8 protein-coding genes are annotated in these 20,859 nt (G+C 70.3%); all 8 read left to right on the forward strand.

The window, feature by feature from the left end:
- Window positions 1-67: 67 nt before the first annotated feature.
- The 8 genes from dapA to AB0L45_RS07625 all read left to right on the forward strand — a co-directional run bounded on the left by dapA (window position 68) and on the right by AB0L45_RS07625 (window position 20,847).
- Window positions 68-973 (forward strand): 4-hydroxy-tetrahydrodipicolinate synthase, encoded by a 906-nt coding sequence (dapA, locus tag AB0L45_RS07590; RefSeq protein WP_365837153.1) that lies wholly within the window; start codon window positions 68-70, stop codon window positions 971-973.
- A gap of 10 nt (window positions 974-983) precedes the next feature.
- Window positions 984-1,640 carry a hypothetical protein gene (locus AB0L45_RS07595; protein ID WP_365837155.1) on the forward strand — a complete coding sequence of 219 codons (657 nt, stop codon included), beginning with the start codon at window positions 984-986 and terminating at the stop codon, window positions 1,638-1,640.
- Window positions 1,640-2,830, forward strand: a complete 1,191-nt coding sequence (locus AB0L45_RS07600) for a M20/M25/M40 family metallo-hydrolase (protein WP_365837157.1) — start codon at window positions 1,640-1,642, stop codon at window positions 2,828-2,830. The genes AB0L45_RS07595 and AB0L45_RS07600 overlap by 1 nt, the downstream gene beginning before the upstream one ends.
- A 58-nt stretch (window positions 2,831-2,888) precedes the next feature.
- Window positions 2,889-3,656 carry a hypothetical protein gene (locus AB0L45_RS07605; RefSeq protein ID WP_365837159.1) on the forward strand — a complete coding sequence of 256 codons (768 nt, stop codon included), beginning with the start codon at window positions 2,889-2,891 and terminating at the stop codon, window positions 3,654-3,656.
- Between the two features lie 723 nt (window positions 3,657-4,379).
- Window positions 4,380-7,553, forward strand: a complete 3,174-nt coding sequence (locus AB0L45_RS07610; protein WP_365837161.1) for an amino acid adenylation domain-containing protein — start codon at window positions 4,380-4,382, stop codon at window positions 7,551-7,553.
- Window positions 7,543-10,182 carry a beta-ketoacyl synthase N-terminal-like domain-containing protein gene (locus tag AB0L45_RS07615; protein ID WP_365837163.1) on the forward strand — a complete coding sequence of 880 codons (2,640 nt, stop codon included), beginning with the start codon at window positions 7,543-7,545 and terminating at the stop codon, window positions 10,180-10,182. The genes AB0L45_RS07610 and AB0L45_RS07615 overlap by 11 nt, the downstream gene beginning before the upstream one ends.
- A complete protein-coding gene (locus tag AB0L45_RS07620) occupies window positions 10,179-13,640 on the forward strand; it encodes an amino acid adenylation domain-containing protein (protein WP_365837165.1) in 3,462 nt (1,153 codons plus the stop codon). Before AB0L45_RS07615 ends, AB0L45_RS07620 begins: the two co-directional genes overlap by 4 nt.
- Window positions 13,641-13,677: 37 nt before the next feature.
- Window positions 13,678-20,847: an amino acid adenylation domain-containing protein gene (locus tag AB0L45_RS07625; protein WP_365837167.1), complete on the forward strand. Its 7,170-nt coding sequence runs from the start codon at window positions 13,678-13,680 to the stop codon at window positions 20,845-20,847.
- Window positions 20,848-20,859: the final 12 nt, after the last annotated feature.

The following is a 20,859-nucleotide window of genomic DNA, read 5'->3' on the forward strand; positions in this document are numbered from 1 at the left end:
TGACGACGTACGGGCGAAACGCCCGGCCTCTTCCCTGCAGCACCCACCCTATTCACGAGGCAGTGACATGACGATGGGGCACACTCGGATCGACGGCATCTACCTGCCGTTGGTCACTCCCTTCCACGACGGCGAAGTCGACTACGCATCGATCGCACGGCTACTGGACCGATACCGGGGGTCGGGGATCGCCGGGATCGTTCTGCTCGGCACGACCGGCGAGTCACCGGTCCTGTCGCCCGACGAGTCCGCGGCTGTCGTCGCATTCACGGCCGAGTACCTCGACGGAACGCTCCCGCTCTACGTCGGCGTGAGCGGCAACGACACCAGAGAGGTGGCCGCCTCCGTCCGGCGGCGGAACCGCCAGCCCGCTGACGGGTACCTGCTCACGGCTCCGCACTACAACCGGCCTACGCAGGCCGGCCTGATCGCCCACTTCGACGCCGTCCTCGCGGAGACGGACCGGGACGTCATCGTCTACAACATTCCGTACCGCACGGGAGTGAACCTCCACAACGACTCGTTGTTCGAGCTGGCGGCACGCAACCCGCACCTCGTCGGTGTCAAGGACTCGTCCGGCGACATCAAGCAGACGCTCGAACTGGTGCGGGAGGGCAGCGGCCGGCTGGCCGTCCTTGCCGGCGAGGACCACTTGTTCTTCGCGTCGGTGGCGCTCGGTGGCGCCGGTGGCGTCCTGGCCTCCGCACACATCAACCCCGAGAAGTTCGTACGCGTTTTCGACGAGTTGCGGAAGGGCAGTCTTCGGACGGCCCTGGCCGAGTGGAACCAGCTCGGTCCCTGGATCCCTCTCCTGTTCGCAGAGCCGAATCCCGCGCCGCTCAAGGCGTGGCTGGCCGGCCAGGGCCTGGTGCGGTCACCGGAGTGCCGGCTTCCGCTGACTGCCGTGTCCCCGCCGCTCTTGGAAGAGCTCCGCCGACACATCCCTGACAACCTCGAAACCGCCTCACGGTAAGGAGCACATCATGAAGTTCGTTGTTCCCGCGAAGCGTTCGTCCACCCGGGTGCCGAACAAGAACTACCGTGAATTCGCGCACGGGAAGTCCCTGCTGGACATTCTCGTGGCGAAGCTGACCCGCGTCGCCGCCGATCCGGGCGACGTGTATCTCTCCTCCGAGGACTCCTCGGCACGCCAGGTGGCCGAGCGGTACGGGGCGTCCTTCCTGCCGCGCTCCGCGCACCTCACCGAGAACTCCTACCCGTTCCAGTCGGTGGTGAACGAGGTCTGCAAGCAGCTCCCCGACGACGACGATGTCATGTGGTGCCACGCGACGGACCCGTTCTTCGACGAGCACGAAGCGGTGATCAAGGCCTGGCAGAGCCGCGACCCCGAGGACGCGAACTCCATCACGGTGGTCTACCCGATGCGCGAGTACCTCCTCGACGGAAACTTCAACCCGATGGGGTTCGGTTTCGGGGCTTGGCACCGTGCGTCCCAGGAGTTGCCGACCTACTACCAACTGGGCTTCACCTGCTCGATCATGACCCGGCACGTCGCCACGACGCTCGGGCTCGTCGGCTCGCGGCCGATGTGGCACCAGGCCTCCAACCTGACCATCGACATCGACACCCAGGCCCAGTTCGACTTCGCCGCCCGGCTCTACGCGCTCGGGGTCGATTGATGCGGAGTACGGGCATCGACAGCCTGACCCTCGCGGAGTCGGTCGCCGAGCTGGTACGGATCCCCAGTGTCAACCCACTGCAGGCCGGGCCGCGAGCCGAGGAGCACGGGCCGGTCGGTGAAGGCGCCCTCGCGCTTCGGCTGGCGGAGCGGTTCGACGCTTACGGAGCGGACGAGGTCGTCCTGGACGAGGTGCTGCCCGGCCGTCCCAATGTGTACGGGCGGTTTCCCGGACGGTCCGAGCGGCTCGTCGTGCTCGACGTTCACACCGACACCGTAAGCGTCGAGCACATGACCGACCCGCCTTTCGACGGACGCGTCGAGGACGGCAGTGTATGGGGCCGCGGTGCCCTGGACACGAAAGCGAGCATGGGGGTCATGCTGGCCCTGCTCGCGGACTGGCGCCGCCGTGGGCTACGGCCCGCTCCGACCTTGCTGCTCGTCGGATCGGTCAGCGAGGAGGTCGGAGGGCTGCTCGGCGCGACCCGGTTCCGGCCGTGGGCGGAACAGCAGGGCCTGCACATCGACCAGATGCTGGTGGCGGAACCGACCGAGTTCCGCCCCATCCATGGGCTGAAGGGCCTCGTGCTCATCGAAGTGACGGTGCACGGCACGGCGGCCCACTCGGCGCGTCCTGACCTCGGGGCCAACGCCATCGAGGCCATGGCACCGGTCATCGCGGCGTTCGGCGCGGAGCACGAACGCCTGCAGGCCCTCCCGCCGGCCACAGAACTGGGCAACGGCACCGTGTCCGTCACCGGCATCTCGGGCGGCACCGGCACGAATGTGATCCCGGATCTCTGCTCCATATCCGTGGGCCGGCGCATCGTACCGGGCGAGGACCCCGCTGACGTGCTGGAGCGTCTGCAGGCGATCGCTCACGCCTCCTGCCCGTTGCCGTGCGAGGTCACCTCGCTCCTGCCGACCACACCCGATGGCAGACCCGCTTCGCCCGCGTTCTACCAGCGCCCGGACAGCGGCTTCGTGCGGTTCCTGGCGGACGTGTCCGGTACCGAGCCCACCACCGCCCCCTTCGGAACGAACGCCCTGCGCTACACCGGACTCGCCGACGAGCTGGCGGTCTTCGGCCCGGGCTCCATCGAGCTCGCGCACCAGGCCACCGAGCGGATCGCCGTCGCCGACCTGGTGCGTCTGGCGGGCGTGCTGGAGGCCTGGCTCGCGCCGGCCTGAGCATGTGGTCCCCGACGAACCCAGTGAGAAACGACAAGCCGAGTGAGAGGGGAAGCAGATGGCCGCCACAGCAGCCGTCGAGACCATCGAGCGCATCAAGGAACCGGTTCAGCAGCTGACCCGTCGCTGGATGCTGGCCGATTCGACCGATGCCTGTGGAGTGCAGCTCGGCTTCGCCTCCGGCGCCCAGTTCTGGGTGGTCGGCCGCGCCGGTGTACTCGGCAGTTGCCCGGCCGAGGTCGCCGCGGCCGCCATCGCCTTCGAACCGCTCGCGGAGGTGGAGAAGGCCTGGCACGGTGTCCCCGAAGGCCTGACGCACCAACAGGTCGCCGTGCTCTACAAGGACATCATCACGGCATGGGGGGAACGAGCCCTGGGCAGCATCGACCGTGACGTCCTGGCCACCGTCGACGTACTGGGCCGCCGGGTCGTCGATGCGGCTCCCGCCTCGCTCGGCACGATTTTCGCAGGCTGGCGACGGCTGCCGGCTCCGGACTCACTTCCGGGCCGGGCCGCTCTGACGACCCATGTGATCCGGGAGCTGCGGGGCGCCGCTCACATCAGCGCCATCGCGGCCTGCGGGCTGACACCGCTCGACGCGATACTCGCCGCCACCCACGCGCCCCCGCGCACCGGCCCGGCTTATGCCGAACGGATGGGCTACACGGGGCCGTTCCGAGACCCGGCTGAAGTCCGGGAACAGCGCGTCGAGGCCGAGAGACTGACGACCTCGATCCTCGTACCGTACTTCTCGTCACTCACCGACAAGGAACTCCGGCTCCTCGCCGAGGCAGTGGAGAGTACCTGCCAAGCCGTCATGGCTTAGGTGAGGTGGGAGGGCTCCGGGTCGAGTGCGGTACTCAAGACGCGGAACAACTTTCCGATGTTCCGGGAATTGGGCGCAGCGGCTGCTCCGAAGGCCATTCGCGGCACCATAGCCACCTGACCATAACTCTTGAATCCTTATGGACACATGATGTAACTTACATGAGCAGGGTCCACACCCGACAACGCCGGCGACCGATGCACGAAAACATCGTCGGGTTTCCTTCATGGTTGTGTGCGAAAGGGCAAGTACTCCGGGCATCGGAGTACTGCCCGGGCAACCAGCTCGTCAACCGGGAGAAATCCTGCCTGCCGGTCGTACGGACCAGCACCGGCCGCAGAATGCCCCAGATGATCCAAGGCATCCGGACGGCCTCGGGAGATTCCGCTTCTCCGCATGAGGCGAGTTCGACAGCTGACCGGCGGAGACCTGCCGGGTGATGCTGCCGAATCGAGCAGTCGCAGAACTGCGGAGCTGCTCGCGACAAAAGCGACTTCCCTTTCCCCTGGAAAGTGCCAACGAATTCCGAGCGCCAGCGAGGACTGCACGCGAGAGACAAAGGAACCGCCGGTCCTGCCACTGCCGTTCTCGGAGCCGGACCCGTGATGACAAAAGCATGCGGACGGGAGCAAGCACACTCATGCCACGGCAAGCAATGGACGACGAGTCCGCACGGTACGCGGAACGAGGGATCGTGCCGGTCCTCGAACAGGACGTGTCCGCATGAGCGGCGCAGCTGGTCAGGACTACGGCACGGGCTCCCCTGCGCGGATCATGACGGCCGCTGCCCCGCTCTCCCAACAACAGCGGGCCGTCTGGGCCGCGCAGCAGCTCTACCAGCACAGCGACCTCTACAACGTCCCCAGGGCCTATCGCCTGACCGGTCCCGTCGATGCATCGGCACTCGAAGGCGCAGTGCGGCGGGTGATGGAACGTCACCCGGCTCTGTGTGTGGACATCGACGAAGCCCAGGACGGCACGCTCCACCAGTCCCTGGGCACGGTGCCCGCGCGAGTTCTGGCCGTGCACGACATCCCGGCCGACAGCCTGCGAGAGCGTCTGGCCGGCGAGATCTCCCGGCCGTTCGGGCCGGAGTCGACGGCGCGGCTGCGCGCGCACCTCTTCCGCCTCAGCCCCGAGAACTCCGTTCTCCTGCTGGTCTTCGACCATGTGGCGGTGGACGCCCCCTCGGTGCCGATCGTCCTGGAGGATCTCGCCGAGGCGTACTCCGCAGCGGCCGGCGGAGCGCCGGTGGAGCAGACTCCTGCACGCACCGATTACTTCGATTACGCCCGCTGGCAGGAGGAGCACTTCGCGTCGCCCGACGGCGCCCGCGGTGCCGCGTTCTGGGGCGACTACCTCAAGGGCTGGCACGGTGACGTGTTGCACGCACCGGAAGCGCCCGCCACGGAACCGGACGCCCTGCACATGGCATCGGTGCCGGTCGCCGTGCCGGCCGGCCTCCTGACCACCAGCGAGCGCCTCGGCTTCACCCCGTTCGCCGTCCTGCTCGCGGCCTTCGCCGTGGCTCTGCAGCACTTCTCCAGGGCTGATGACGTCCTCATCACGTACCCGGCGATCGACTGGAAGAGGTCCGAGTACGACCGAGTGGTGGGCCTGTTCACAGAATTGCTGGCCTTCCGCTGCCCGGAGCAGCGCGATCTCGGGTTACACGACTATGTGGCGGCCGTGCAGGACTCCCTGTTCGAGAGCTTCGACCACCAGAGCGCACCACTGGACCGGCTCTGGGACCAGGTGCGCAAGGCGACCCACCCGCACTCGGGGGTTTCCGACCTCCCCGCGATGCTGTCCCTGAACGACGCGACGGCGGAGCGCCTGCCGCTGCCCGGCATCGGGGTGACGGAGATTCCCACCGCGGTCCGGGACGGCAAGGCCAATCTCATGCTGTCCGTGGAGATCCGCGGCACGCAGGTGACCGGCCTGCTGGAGTTCCGGAAGCGGCTGTACGAGCCGGCGACCGCCCGGCGTATCGCCGCCGCCTGCGAGGAGATCCTCCGCGCGATCGTCACCGGCTGGGACGGAGCGGTACGGGCCGTTCCGTTGGCGTCCGCGGCAGACCGCGCCCTGGTGCTCGACTCCTGGAATCCCGTGCCACCCGACGAGCGGGCAGCACTCGTTCCGGAGTGCTTCACCCAGCAGGCGCGGACGGCTCCGGACAGCGTCGCCGTCCTGGAGAACGGCCAGGCGTACTCGTACCGGGAGCTGGACCTGATGAGCCGCGACATCGCGTCGCGGATCGCGGCCCTCGCTCTTCCGCCCGGAAGCGTCGTGGCGCTGTGCCTGCCCCGGTCGGTGCGCTTCGTCGCGTCGGTCCTCGCGGTGTTACGCAGTGGACACGCCTTTCTGCCCGTGGACGGCGAGCAGCCGGCGCGCCGGCGCGCCTTCCTCCTCTCGGACTCAGGGGCTGCCGCCGCCGTCGTGCACGGCGCCACCGACAGGGGAATACCGGAGGGCATCCCCCTGGTCGACCTGGAGCAGGCCGCCGAGGACGTCCCGCACCGGCCGTTCGAGGACGTGCCACTGAGCGGAAGCGCCCCCGCCTACCTCATCGCCACTTCGGGCACCACCGGTCTGCCCAAGACCGTCGTCGTCCCGCACCGGGCCCTGGCGAACCACCTTGCCTGGAAGCGGCAGGAATTCGGGTGGCGCGCTGACGACCGCTTCTACTTCAAGACACCGGGCATCTTCGATGCTTCCGTATGGGAGTACCTGGCGCCGCTCACAGCCGGTGCGCTCACCGTGATCGCGCCTGAAGGGGCGCACCGCGACCCGGCCCTGCTGCTGTCGGAAATGCGCCGGTACGGGGTCACCGTGGCCCAGTTCGTCCCCACGCTGCTCAAGGCCGTCCTGGCCGAAGGAACCCTGTCGGACTGTACCGCGCTGCGCCGGCTCTTCTCGGGCGGCGAACCGCTGGAACGCCCGGTGGTCGATGCCGTCCGGCGGGCGTGCCGTGCCGAAGTCGTCAACTTGTACGGACCCACCGAGGCCACCATCGACGCGACGTTCCACCGGTGCTCAGCCGAAGACCGCACGGGAACGGCAACCGTACCCATCGGACGCCCGGTCCACGGTGCTCAGGCCTACGTACTGGGGCCCGGGGGGCAGCCGCTCCCGCCGGGCTTCGTGGGGGAGCTCCACCTCGGCGGGCTCCCGCTGGCCCTCGGCTACATCAACCGCGCCGAACTCACCGCAGAGCGCTTCATCCCGCACCCGTTCAGTCAGGACCCCTCGGCACGCCTGTACCGGACGGGAGACCTCGCGGCCTTCCGCGAGGACGGCGTGCTGGAGTTCCGTGGCCGCGACGACGCCCAGGTGAAGGTGCGCGGGCTGCGGGTCGAACTCGACGGGCTCCGTCACCTGATCATGGCGTATCCGGAGGTCAGCGATGCCGTGGTCACCGTGCGGCCGGAGGCGCCCGACTCCCTCCTGGCCTACTGCGTGGTGGCCGACGGCGTCGACCTCGACGGCCTCCGTCGCCACCTCACCGAGCGACTGCCTGCCGAACTGGTACCCGACCACCTCATCGGGCTGCCGGAGCTGCCCGTGACCCCCACCGGAAAGGTCGATGCGCGTGCCCTGCCGACGCCCGAGGTCGGGCGGAGTACGACGGCCGAGGGCGCTCCGCGCGGCGATCTGGAACGCCGTCTCACGGACCTGTGGGCCACGGCCCTCAGCATCGACAGCACACGGATCCCCCGCGACAGCAGCCTGTTCGAACTGGGCGGGAACTCCTTGACCCTCATTCGCCTGCACCGCCTGATCAGGCAGGAGTTCAGGGCCGACGTCGCAGTCACCGACCTGTTCACCTACCCGACCGTGGCGGCCGTCGCACGCCTGCTGAACGGCACCGAAGGGGAGACAGAGCATGCCGACTGACCCGGACCTGCGGGAAACGCCGCAGGGTGTCGCCGTGATCGGCATGGCCTGCCGGTTCCCGGGCGCACCGGACATCGAAGCCTACTGGGAGAACCTGGTCCAGGGGGCCTGCTTCCTCACGTCCCGCACGCCGGAACGCATCCGCGCGCTGGGTGTCCCCGGGGAACTGCAGACGGATCCCCAATACGTGCCGGTCTCCGGAACACTGGACGACATCGACCAATTCGACGCGGACTACTTCGGGATCTCCCCCGCCGAGGCGGCGGCCATGGACCCCCAGCACCGTCTGCTTCTCCAGGAGGCCGTGCACGCGCTCGAACACGCCGGATGGGCCGGCCGCCGGCAGGACCGGAGGATCGGCGTCTTCTGCGGCGGCGGAGACAACCGGTACGCCCGCTACCTGCCCGGCGGTCACCAGGCCCCCGCCGGCCTGCTGGACAGCCCGACCGCGCTGCCGCTCCGGGTCTCCTACCATCTGGACCTGCGCGGTCCGAGCGTCTTCGTGAGCAGTTCGTGTTCCACGTCGCTCACCGCCATCCACCTCGCCCGGCGCAGCCTGCTCGCCGGAGACTGTGACCTCGCGCTGGTGGGAGCCGTCTCCTTGCTGATGCCGTACGAGTACGGTTACCGCGCCGTCGACGGCGGCGTACTCGCACCGGACGGCCGGCTGCGTCCCTTCGACGACGCGGCCGGCGGCACGGTGCCGGGCAGCGGCGTCGGCGTCGTGGTGCTCAAGCGCCTCGACGACTCGCTGCGCGACGGCGACACCGTCCACGCGGTGGTGCGGGGTTCGGCGCTGAGCAACGACGGTGCCGACCGCCAGAGCTTCGCCGCGCCGACCGTACGAGGGCAGCGCGAGGCCATCGTCGCGGCTCTGACCGACTCCGGCGTCGATCCGGCGACCGTGGGCTACGTGGAAGCGCATGGTACGGGCACCCCCCTGGGGGATCCCGTGGAACTGGCCGCTCTCAAGGAAGCCCGGGGGCTGCTCGGGGTGAGCTCGCCCTGTGCCGTGGGCACGGTGAAGTCCTCGGTCGGTCATCTCGACATCGCCGCGGGGATGGCCGGATTCCTGAAGACGGTACTCGCGCTGCGTGCAGCGACCGTGCCGGCGACCGTGGGCCACTCCGTACTGAACACCGCCATCACGCTCGAAGACAGCGGCTTGTACATCAACACCCGTACGCGCCCGTGGCCCGAATCCGCGCACCCGCGGCGTGCCGCGGTCACCTCCCTGGGCCTTGGCGGGGCCAACGCGCACGTCGTCCTGGAGCAGTCCCCCGACGTGGTGCCCGCTGCGGCCGAACCCGTGTCCGAGCCACAGATCTATCCGGTGTCGGCGCACTCACCTCGCGCCTTCCACGCGGTGTGCGAGCAACTGGCGCGTGCGGTCCCGTCGGTACCGGGCCCGAGCGCCGCTGCCGACGTGGCGTTCACACTGCAGGAAGGCCGCGAAGCGCGGCAGTTGAGGCGGGCGTGGGTCACTCCGTCGCTGCGGGAGCTCGCCGCGTCCTTGGGTGAGGGTGCCGCACCCACGCCGCAGGAGCCCCTTGTGCTGGGCGTCGGCCTGGACGAGGCCTTCGCGGCCGGTCCCCCTGGCATCCACCTTCTCGCCGACCGGCTGCCTCGGCTGCGTACGGCCTTGGAACGCCCGGGCCCGGACCGTCTGGACGCGTTCGACGGGGTGTCCGGCGACGCCTTCCGAGCGGCCCACGGCGCCCTGGAGGCGCTGCGAGCCCTCGGCGTGACAGCGGAGGCCCTGGCGGCCGTGGGCGCGGGCGAGTACGTGACGTTCGCGTTCGCCGGAGTGTTGCCCTGGGACGTGGCGATGCGCGGCTTCCTCCGCCACACACGCATGGTGGCCGCGACGGGCCGGGACGGTGACCTGAGCCGGTGTGAGCGGGAGCTGATGGCGATCGAGCGGGAGCTGACGGCCGCGCCGTGGACGCGTCCCTCGTGTGACCTGCTGTCCGTGACGCTCGGTGAGACCCTGCCCGTCGGCAAGCTTCCCTCGCCGGACCATCTCGTGGAGGTGTCCCGCTCCGCGGTGCTGGGCGGAGCGGAGACCGTGCTGCCCGCGCGCTTCCCCCTTGTCCTCCCGGCGCCGGCCTCCTGGGAACAGTGGCTGGGCCTGGTCGCACACTGCTGGGAGAGGGGCGCCGACGTGGCCTGGGACCTGCTGCCCAGATCCGCTGCCGCCCGCCGTACGGTGCTGCCGTCGTACCCCTTCGACACGGCGCGCCACTGGGCAGCCGAGCCCCCGCAGTCCTCAGCGCCCCCGGTGTCCCCCGCCGCCGACGACGCGCCCGCGGCTCCTGTCACCGCTCCTTCGGATCCTTCGGAGATCCAGGACCAGCTGGCGGAGATCTGGCGACAGGTGCTGGGGGTCGAATCCGTGGCGCCCGACGACAGCTTCTTCGAACTGGGCGGGCACTCCATCGTGGCCTCACAGGTACTGGCCAGGATCCGCGAGCGCCTGCGGGTGCGCGTCCCACTCGGCGATCTGCTCGATGCCGAGACGCTGGCCGGCATGACGGAGCTGGTGATCGCGGAAACGGCATCGATGAACCTGTACCGGACCCTCACGTCCGACGGTCACGACGACACGAGGGGAACGGTCGAACTGTGAACATCACCGCCCTTCTGGAGCGTCTGGCGAGGGACGGTATCCGGGTCGCGGCCAAGGCCGACCGACTGGCGGTGTCGTCGCCGGACGGTGCCCTGACCGACGACGTCAAGGACACCATCCGTGCGCACCGCGAGGAGATTCTGCAGTTCCTGCGCGAGTACCGGGAGGAAGAGGCCCGGCGGCAGGTCCGCATCGAACGCGTCGACCGGACGCTCCCCCTCCCCGCCTCCTACGCGCAGCAGCGGCTCTGGCTGATCGAGCAGACCGCGACCGAACTTCCCGTGTACAACATGTACTTCGCCTACGAGCTGCGGGGCGCCCTGGACGAGGCCGTGCTGCGGGAAGCCGTCGCGGACGTCACCGCCCGACACGAAGTCCTGCGAACCGCCCTGGTCGAGGCCGACGACGGCCTGCGGCAGGTGATCGACGAGCGGTGCGCACCCGTTTTCGAGCAGCACGAGGCCGGTCCCGAATCGATCGACGACACCCTCTTCGCCATCGTCTCCACCAGGTTCGACCTCGCCGTGGCCCCGCTGATCCGTTTCGACCTGGTACGCACCGGTCCCCGGCGGTGGGTGTTCGTCGTCACCCAGCATCATGTGATTTCCGACGGGTGGTCGACCGGACTCCTCCGGAAGGAGCTGTCGGAGTGCTACACGGCACGGTTGGAGAAGCGGAGACCGCGCCTGCCCGACCTGCCCGTGCAGTACGCCGACTACGCCGTCTGGGAGCGTGAATGGCTGGGGAGCGAACTCGCCCAGCAGCAGCGCGAGTACTGGCGTCAGACCCTGGCCCAGCTCCCCCCGGTGCTCGACCTCGTGCCGTCCCGGCCTCGTCTCGCCGTCCAGCACTACCGGGGCTCGGCGTTCACTTCCGTCTACGATGCGCAATTCCTCCGCAGGGCCAAGGAATTGTGCGCCCGGACAGGTACCACGCTGTACAGCGCATTCGCCGCCGCCTACTCGCTCCTGCTGTCCCGGCTGAGCCGCAGCGACGACATCGCGTTGGGTAGTCCGCTGGCGAACCGTCCCTACCCGGTGTTGGAGAACTCCCTCGGACTCTTCTTCAACTCCATCACTCTGCGCAACCGTATCGACGAACAGCAGACCGTCCGGGACTTCCTGACCCAGGTCAGGAGAACGGCATTCGAGGCGTTCGCCCACCAGGACCTTCCGTTCGACCAGGTGGTGCAGGCTGTCGCCGCCGAACGCAGCAGCTCGCACTCACCGGTCTTCCAGACCATCTTCATCCTGCAGAGTTACCCGGACGAGAATCTGACGTTCCCCGGCGTCGAGGCCGAGCCCGCCGACACCCCTGTCTACTCCGCGCAGTACGACCTTCTGTTCAAACTGCGCGAGGACGGCGATGAACTGCACGCGCTGCTGGTGTACGACACGACTCTGTGGGACGCGGACGACGCGCGGCGCTTCGTCGCCTGGTTCCGGCATCTCGTCGAGCGCATGTGCGCGGCGCCGGACGCCCGGCTCGGTGAGCTGCCGCTGATCGATCCCGCCGAAGCAGCCGACATCGCCCGCTGGAACGCCCGTACCGTCTGCCCCGTACCGCCCGCTCCCGTGCACGCGCTCATACGGGACCGGCTCGCCGAGGAACCGGACCAGCCTGCCCTGACGTTCCGCGGCACGACCCTGTCCCGCGGTGACGTGGCCCGTATGGCGCGAGCGGTTGCCGCGGGACTGGCGGCCGCGGGCCTGCGCCCGGGCCAGCGGGTCGGTGTGCTCATGCCGAGGACTCCGAAGCTGGTCGCCGTCCTGCTGGGCATCATGTCGGCGGGCCTGGTGTACGTGCCGCTGGACGGCGCCGCCCCCACGGCACGCGTCGAGACGATGCTGGACACCGCGCGGTGTACCGCGCTCGTCACGGGGGAGCCTTACGGGGGAGAGTGCCCAGGTTTCACCGGAGCGCGGATCGACGCAGCCGGCCTGCTGGGCACGCGGGACGTCGGTGAGCCCGTGGCCGGCACGGACTCCGCGTACGTCATCTTCACGTCGGGCTCGACCGGGCTGCCCAAGGGCGTCGAGATCTCCCACGCCAACCTGGCCCATCTGTTCACCGCCCTCGACCGGGCGGTCCCGCTGCCCGAGGACGCGGTCTGGCTGTCCGTCACCGGGGTGACCTTCGACATAGCCGTCGTCGAACTGCTCTGGACCCTCGCACGCGGCATCCCCGTGGTGCTCGCGGAGACATCGGAGACGCTGCGGAACGCACCGCGCTCCGCGGGCGAGCGCGAGCCCGCGACGGTCCCCGAACTGATTCTGGGTGAGAAGGCGACGGCCATGCAGGCGACGCCCACCCTGTTGCGCGGAGTGCTGCAACTCCCCGGGGGTGAGGAGGCGTTGCGTTCACTGCGCCTTCTCATGGTCGGCGGTGAGACGCTCGACACCACGCTGGCCCGGAGGCTGAAGGCGCTGGGCATCCCGAAGGTTCTGAACATGTACGGGCCGACGGAGACCACCGTGTGGTCCACGTGCTGGGAGGTTCCCGACCGTCCCGAGAAGGTACTGATCGGCAAGCCGCTGGCCAACACCGCCGCGTACGTGGTGGACGCGGCCCTCCACTCGGTACCGGTCGGAATGTACGGTGAGCTGGTGCTGGCCGGCGCCGGCGTGGCCCAGGGGTACGTCGGCGACCGGCAACTCACCGAGGCCCGCTTTCCCGTTCTGGCGTCGGTGCCCGGTGAGGGCAGGGTGTACCGGACCGGCGATGTGGCCCGGCTGCTCCCCGGCGGTCATCTCGAACTGGTCGGCCGCATGGACAACCAGGTCAAGGTCAACGGCTACCGGATCGAGCTGGAGGAGATCGAGCAGGCCGTCAACGCCCTGCCGGCCGTAGCCGAATGCGCGGTGACCGTTCAGCGCACCGAACAGCGCAGTGTGCTGGTCGCCCACTGTGTCCCTCGCGAGGGCCACCCGCTGGACCCCGAAGTGCTGCGGGCCGGGCTGGCCGAGGTGCTGCCGGATCAGATGCTGCCGGCCGTCTTTGTCACCCGTACATCCCTGCCGACCACGGCAAGCGGCAAGACGGACCGCAGGGCCCTGCCACCGGTCCCCCTCGACAAGGCCGAGGAGGCACCCCAGGAGCCCATCGGGGAGCTTGAGGTGAAGCTCCTGGGCGTCTGGCGTTCCGTCCTCGCCGACGACACGATCGGTCCCACGGCCGACTTCTTCCGCTCCGGAGGGAGTTCGATCCTGGTGGCCCGGCTGCTCACCGAGGTGCGTAAGCACGTCCACGCCGACGCCCGGATCGTGGATCTGTTCCGCTTCCCCAGTGTGCGGACCTACGCCGCCCACCTGGCCCGCGGCCAGGACACCGGTTCCGAGTCCACGGCTGTGCCGGAGGCCGCGTCGCGGGCCCGCCGCGCCGCGCAGCTCAAACGCCGCCAGCAAGTCCAGCGCAAGCAACGTCTGCGCGGCACCGGCTCCGGTCCGGAAGCCGTCTGACCCCCTGTACCTACGAGGCCCCACCGGAGCGTGAACCATGGCCGTGGACGGCCCAGCAGAGCATGAAGACGCCCTCCCGGCCATCGCCGTCACCGGCATGGCGTGCCGCTTCCCGGGGGCCGAATCGGCCGCACAGTTCTGGGATTTGCTGCGTGACGGCATCGCCCCGCACGAACACGTGCCCCACGACGAGTTGCGGCGCGCGGGACTGCTGGACCGGGCGCTCGGCGATCCGTCGTACGTCGCCGAGCGCAAGGGGTTCGCCGACCCCGCCCTCTTCGACGCCGCCTACTTCGGCATGACCCCGGCCGAGGCCAGGATCACCGACCCGCAGCAGCGCTTTCTGCTGGAAACGGCCGTACACGCGCTGGAGGACGCGGGTCTGGCCCCGTCCGCCGGTCGCGACCGGATCGGTGTGTTCGTCGGTCTGAACCATTCGGACTACCTGCTGCGCCATGTGCTCGGGCACCCCGAAGCGGTGGAGGCCCTGGGCTGGCACCGTGTCCTGATGGGCAACGACCGGGGGTTCGGGGCCACCGGGCTGTCCTACCGGCTGGGGCTGACCGGCCCGAGCATCGCGGTGGACTGTGCCTGTGCCTCCAGCTTGGCCGCGGTGCACCAGGCGTGCCGCGCTCTGCTCGACTACGAGGCCGACGCCGCCCTGGCCGGTGGCGCCGGCATCATGCCGGAAGAACTCGGCTACGTGTACGAGGCAGGCGGCATCGCCTCCCCGGACGGCCGCTGTCTGCCCTTCTCCGACGAGGCGCAGGGCACCGTGTTCGCCAGCGGTGTCGGCCTGGTCGTGCTGCGCCGCCTGGAGGACGCACTGCAGGACGGCGACCGGGTGCTGGCGGTCATCCGGGCCGGCGGGATGAACAATGACGGCCCGCGCAAGAGCGGCTTCACCGCTCCCAGCACCGAGGGCCAGGCCGAGCTGATCGCCTACGTGCATCAGCTGGCGGGTGTCACCGCCGACCAGGTGTCCTACGTGGAGGCGCACGGTACGGCCACCGTGCTCGGCGACCCCATCGAGGTCAGCGCCCTGACCGAGGCGTTCCGCGAAACCACCGACGCCACCGGCTTCTGCGCCATCGGTTCGGTCAAGTCCAACATCGGGCACCTGGACTCGGCCTCCGGCATCGCCGGGCTCATCAAGGTGGTGCTGGCACTGCGGCACCGCACGCTCCCGCCGACCCTGGGGTGCGAGCGAACCAACCCGCACATCGACTTCGCCGGGTCGCCGTTTCACGTGCAGACGCGCACGCTCCCGTGGACGGCGCCGGGGCCGCTGCTGGCGGGAGTCAGCTCCTTCGGAGTCGGTGGCACCAATGTGCACCTCCTCGTGGAGGAGGCACCGGCGGTTCCGCAGGCCGAGCGGAAGGCCGTACCGGACCACCTGCTGCTGCCGTTCTCGGCGACGTCCCCCCGGTCCCTGCACGCACTGGAGGCGCGGTTGCGTGAACGCGTCGCCACAGCGGATCCGGACGATGTGCGCGATGTCGCTTTCACCCTGAGCGAGGGTCGCGAGGTGCATCCGTTGCGCCGGGCACTGCTGTGGCGCGCGCACCACGCGCCGCTCCTCCTCGACGGGGAAGCGTCCCCGGCGGACCGGGGGCAGCGGATGCCCGCATTCCTTCTGAGGCACGACGTCTGGACCCTGGAAGCGCTGCGCTCGCTCTGGGAGCACCAGCCGGCCTTCCGCGAGACCACCGGACGCCTGATCTCCTCGTGGGCCACCGCCCGTGGCACGACCGTCCACGACGCCTTGACCGACTTCCCCCGCCAGGCACCGGAACCCCTGGTGAACGCGGTGGTCACCCTGGGCTGCTCCGCCGTGTGGGCGACCCACGGCATACGGCCGGGAGCGGTCATCGCCGAGGTGGCGGCCAGACCCGCCGCCGCGGTACTCACCGGGGCCCTGCCCGAGGACGCCCTCGCCACGGCCCTGGCCGCTTCGGCCCGGGAGACCTCGTGGGAACACGTGTTGCGCGACGCGGAACTCAGCGCCGTCCGCGTCCCTTGGTACGACCCGGACGGGGCGCAGCTCTGTTCCGCGGGCCGGGTTCCCGACGGCACGACGGTGTTCACCGGCCGGCCGGCGGCTCCCGGGCAGCGCACCCTGACCCCTCCGGTGTCCGCGATCGTCACGCCTGCGCCGGGTGCCGCCCTGCCCTGCTCGGTGCCCCCCAACTTCGCGGGTGCCGTCCTCGGAGCCGTGCCGCAGGAAGCACGGCCGGGCCACGAGGCTCTTCTGGCCGCGCTCGGCCGCGCCTGGGTCCTGGGCCTGCCGGTGGACCCCCGCCGTGTCACTCCGGCCGATGGTGGCCGGATCACCGAGCTGCCGCTCTATCCGTTCGACCGGCAGCGCTACTGGCTTGCGGCACACCCGCAGCAGGTGCCGCCGCTCCCGGCCCCCGTTCCCGCCCCGGCAGCCGCCGTCGCACCCGCTTCCCACCGTACGGAGAGCACCGACGAGCAAGCAGCCTGCGCGATCTTCGCCCGTGCTCTCGGCCATGACGACGTGTCCTTGGACGACGACCTGTTCGCCCTCGGTGGCGACTCCCTGCTGGCCACCCGGATCGCGGCACTGGCCGGGGCGCGATGGCAGCGGGCGGTGCCGCTCGGCTCGTTCCTCAGGAATCCGTCGCCGCGCCGTCTGGCCCGGCTGATGCACACGGCCGGGCCCGGCACGGAGGAACGGTCCGAAGTGGCGCCTCGTGCGACGGAGCCCGCGCCGGGCCAGGAGATCAGTCTCCCCGTGGGGCCGTTGCAGGAGCGGTTCCTCTTCCTCAGCGAGATACCGGGAGCCGCGCAGTCCTACAACGTTCCCGTGCTCGCCGATCTCCGGGGACCGCTGGACGTGGCAGCCCTGAGCGCCGCGCTCACCGACGTCGTGGCCCGGCACGAGAGCCTGCGGGTGCGGTTCCGCCGTTCCGGCGGACGACCGGAGCAGGTGATCGTGCCCGACGTGGCGGTGGACCTGCCACTGGTGGACGTGCCCGACGAGGAGGCCCTGAGCCGGCAGCTCACCGAACTGATCGGCACCACGATCCCCTTGGACCGGGCACCGACGTTCGTGGCGAGACTTCTGCGCACCGCGCCGGACCGGCATGTGCTGGCCCTCGTCCTGCACCACATCGGCGCGGACGCCCACTCCACCGGAATTCTCCTGCGCGACCTCTACACCGGCTATGCCCGGCGGACCGGCGGCGGGCCGGCCCCGCAGCCCATCGACGGAATGCTGGATCGCTACCTTCAGCTGCAGGCCCGGTGGCTCCGGTCCGAGGAGGCCGACCGGCAGCGGCGGTTCTGGCGCGACGCCCTGGCCGACCTGCCCGACCCGCTGGAACTGCCCAGTGACCGGTCACCCGGTGCCCAGCGCACCCACCAGGGCGACGCATGGGAGTTCAAGCTTCCGGCGACGGTCTCCCGAGCCGTCGGGGACTACGCCGGGCGGGAGGGCGTCACCTCCTTCGTCGTCGTCCTCATGGCGTTCGTCACCCTGCTCAGCAAGATCGGTAACCAGGGCGACTTCGTCATCGGCATCCCGGTGTCGGGACGGCACCGGCCCGAGACCCGCGACCTCATCGGCAATTTCGTCAACACCCTGCCGTTCCGTGCCCGGATCGCGGCGGACCGCGATGTCCGGTCCTTGCTGCAGGACACCGCCGAGCGCCTCACGTCGGCCCTGGACCACCAGGATTTGCCGTTCGAAATGATGCTCCAGGAGCTGGGTACGGGCAGTGGCCGCCACCGGGCGCCGGACGGCGCGTCGGTCTTCCCTGTGCTGTTCAACATGCTCAGCCGGCGGGCGAGCGTCCCGGAACCGCCCGCAGGCCTCCAGGCGCGCCCTGTGGCGTTCGCCCGGACCACGAGCCCGTACCCCCTCTCCTTGGACTGCTGGTTCGACGAGGACGGCGCGCTCGCCGGCCGCTTCCTGTACGACACCGATCGGTTCGACCGGGAGACGGTCGCGGCCTGGCAGGAGGGGTTCGCGCACGTACTCGGTGCCCTGATGGAGCACCCGACGGCCCGCATCTCGGCCATACCGGCAGAGCCGCCCGAGGCCGCCGCGCTCGCCGCGTCCTCGCTGACGGGCCCGGCCGTCGACGTCCCCGAGCTGCCCGTCCACGCGGTTTTCGCCCGGTGGGCGGACCGGGTGCCCGAACGGCTCGCCGTGACGGACGGCCGGTTCGAGCTGATGTACGGGCAGTTGGCCGAAGTATCGGCCGGGATCGCCGGGCTGCTTCGGTCACACGGGGTGGAAACGGCCTCCACCGTGGGCCTGGCCATGCGGCGCGGCGTCCCGCTGGTAGCGGCCCTGCTCGGGGTGCTCCGGGCCGGAGCCACCCCGGTGCCCTTCGACCTCGATCACCCCCGGCAGCGCCTCACTGCCATGGCCGAGGACTGCGGCGCCGAAGTCGTACTGTGCGAACACGCCGCGGACGCGGAGTTCGCGCAGCGGGCGCGGGCAGTCGCCGTACCGGATCTCACCGCGTTCCTGGGCAGCGACCCGGCCGCGCCCGGCGACACAGCCGTCGGGGAGACGGGTGCGTACGTCACCTACACCAGCGGTACCACCGGAACACCGAAGGGCATCCACTTCCCCCACCGGGCGCTGGCGAACCTCATCCATTGGGAGACCGAGGGGTACACCAGGGCGCGGCGCTGGCTGCAACTGGCTTCCTACGGTTTCGACGCCGCCTTCCACGAGACCTTCGCCGCCCTCTGCGCGGGCGGCTCCCTGCACATCGCCGACGAGGAGACCAAGCAGGACCATGACGCCCTGGCGCGGTTCGTGGACAAGCACCAGGTCGAAAAAGCCATCGTGCCGGTGTCTCTCCTGCATGCGCTGGCGGCCCGCTTCCGCCACGACGCCGACGCGTTCGCGTCCTTGCGTGAGATCGCGTCCACCGGCGAGCAACTGGAGATCGGCGAGCACGTGCTGGCGTTCTTCGAAGCACGCGCCGAGTGCCAACTGATCAACAACTACGGGCCGGCCGAGACCCACGTCGTCACGTCGCACCGTTTCCACGGCCCGCCCGGCGCATGGCCGCGGCGCGCCCCCGTCGGCCGCCCCATCCAGAACACCGTGCTGCGCATCGTGGGCAAGGACGGGCAACCCGTGCCCCGTGGCACCGTCGGCGAACTGAGCATCGGCGGGGTGTGCGTGGCCACCGGGTACCTGGGCCGGCCGGAGCTGACCGAGGAACGGTTCGGTCACCGCGCCGACAGCGGCCGGGTCTACCGCAGTGGAGACCTGGTACGCCTGCCGCACTCCGGCGATGTGGAGTTCCTGGGCCGCGGCGACCGGCAGGTCAAGATCCGCGGAGTCCGTGTGGAACCGGCGGAGATCGAGCTGGCCGTACGCGAGGATCCGGACATCCTGGACGTCGCGCTGGTGGTCCGGGGCGCGGCGGGCGACCGCCGGATCGACGCGTACCTCGTCACCGCGCCGGACGCCACGGATGTGGTGCGGCGTACCCGAGCCCGGCTGCGCGAGCGGCTTCCGGCCGCCATGGTGCCGGCCTCGTTCACCACGATCGACCGGATGCCGACGAACGTCAACGGCAAGGTGGACCCGGCCCGGCTGCCTGCTCCCGGCAGCCGGCCGGGCGGGGAACCCGACCCCTGCCGGACGCATCCCGACAGCGGTGTTCTCCCCCAGGTCCTCGACGCGTTCCGGGAGGCACTGGACCGCCCCGGCCTCGGCCCGGAAGAGGACTTCTTCGACGCGGGCGGCCACTCGCTGCTCGCCACCCGGCTGGTCCACGCCGTGCGGGAGAGATTCGGCATCCCCCTGGCCGTCACCGAGTTCTACACCCACGGCACCGCGGCTCGGCTCGCGGATCTCGTCGCGCGACGGTGGCCCACCGAAGACCCGCCCCGGGAAGAGGAGCTGCCGGAGACCGGCCCACCCGACGAGCTTCCGCCGGGACTGCGCGTGTCGGCCCGCGAGCCCTCCGGCGCGCAGCAGAAGACCTACGTCTTCGACGCCGGACAGCGGCTGGACGAGGCACGGTTGCGCGCCGCGCTGCGGACGGTGTTCCACCGCTACCCGGCACTGAGGCTGAAGGCCTCTCCCGACGCGCGCGTGTCCGTCTCCGGCCCCGAACTCCCCGCCGTGGAAGTACGGCGGCACCGGCTCCCCGCCGGCGTCCCGTCACAGCACACGTCGGCCTGGTTGTACGAGCGGGCTCAGCAGGATCCCGTCGATCCCGGAAGCGGACTCCTGCTCCGGACGGCCACAGCCGACGGCCCCGACGGGCAGACGCTGCTCGCGCTCACCGTGCACCTCCTCGCGCTGGACGGGATCGGGCTGACGCACGTGTGCCGGGCGCTCGCCGAGGCCTATGCGGATTCCGACGCACGACCGCGTCCGGACCACGGCTTCGCGCGCTACCTCACCTGGCGGACCCGGCTCGACGGCGACCGGCTGGCCGATGCCGCCGCCCTGTGGCGGCGGCTGCTGCCCTCGGACGTGACGGCCACGGACCGGACACCACCCGGTGCGGCGCGGGTGACCGGGCAGCTTTCCTGGGCCCCTGGGGAGGAGCTGCAGCAGGTGCTGCGGACGCGCTGCACGCAGCATCGCGTCACGCCGTTCGTGCTGCACCTCACCGCCTTCGCCCTCGCACTGTCCTGGGCGGAGGAGCGTACGGAGGTGTGTCTCTCGGTACCGCTCGACGGGCGGCCGCACGCCTCGCTCGCCGCATCGGTCGGCGCCTTCGCCAACGTCGTCCCGGTACCGCTGCCCCTGTCCGGGGCGGTCTCGTTGGACGCCGCTCTGGCTTCCGTGCGCGACGTGATCGACCAAGTGCTGCTCGTACGTACGATGCCTTACGCCGATCTTGCGGCCTCCGATGCCCACCTCGCGGAATTCGCAGCGCTCCCCGTGGTCATGAACTACATCCGCGACGAGGACGAGGTGATCCTGCTGAACGACCGACCGCTGCGTGAGGTGGGGCCCGTCGCCCTGGCGCCCGGTCAGCGCGTCCAGTTCAGCGTTGTCGACACCGCGACCACGTTCCGGGCGGTGCTCACCTACAGGCCGAGCGCGGTCGAGGAGAGCGACGCGCGTCTGCTGGCTCTGTACCGGCATGCCGTGTACGCCCTCTCCTTCGAAACCGGCACCTCGGTGTGTGCGGCGAAGGACGCTGCGCTGTGCGCCGTCGGTTCCGTCGCCCCGCAGCTGCGGGCCAGGTAACCGGAAAGAAGG

The organism is Streptomyces sp. NPDC052496, assembly GCF_040679095.1.
Classification (GTDB): domain Bacteria; phylum Actinomycetota; class Actinomycetes; order Streptomycetales; family Streptomycetaceae; genus Streptomyces.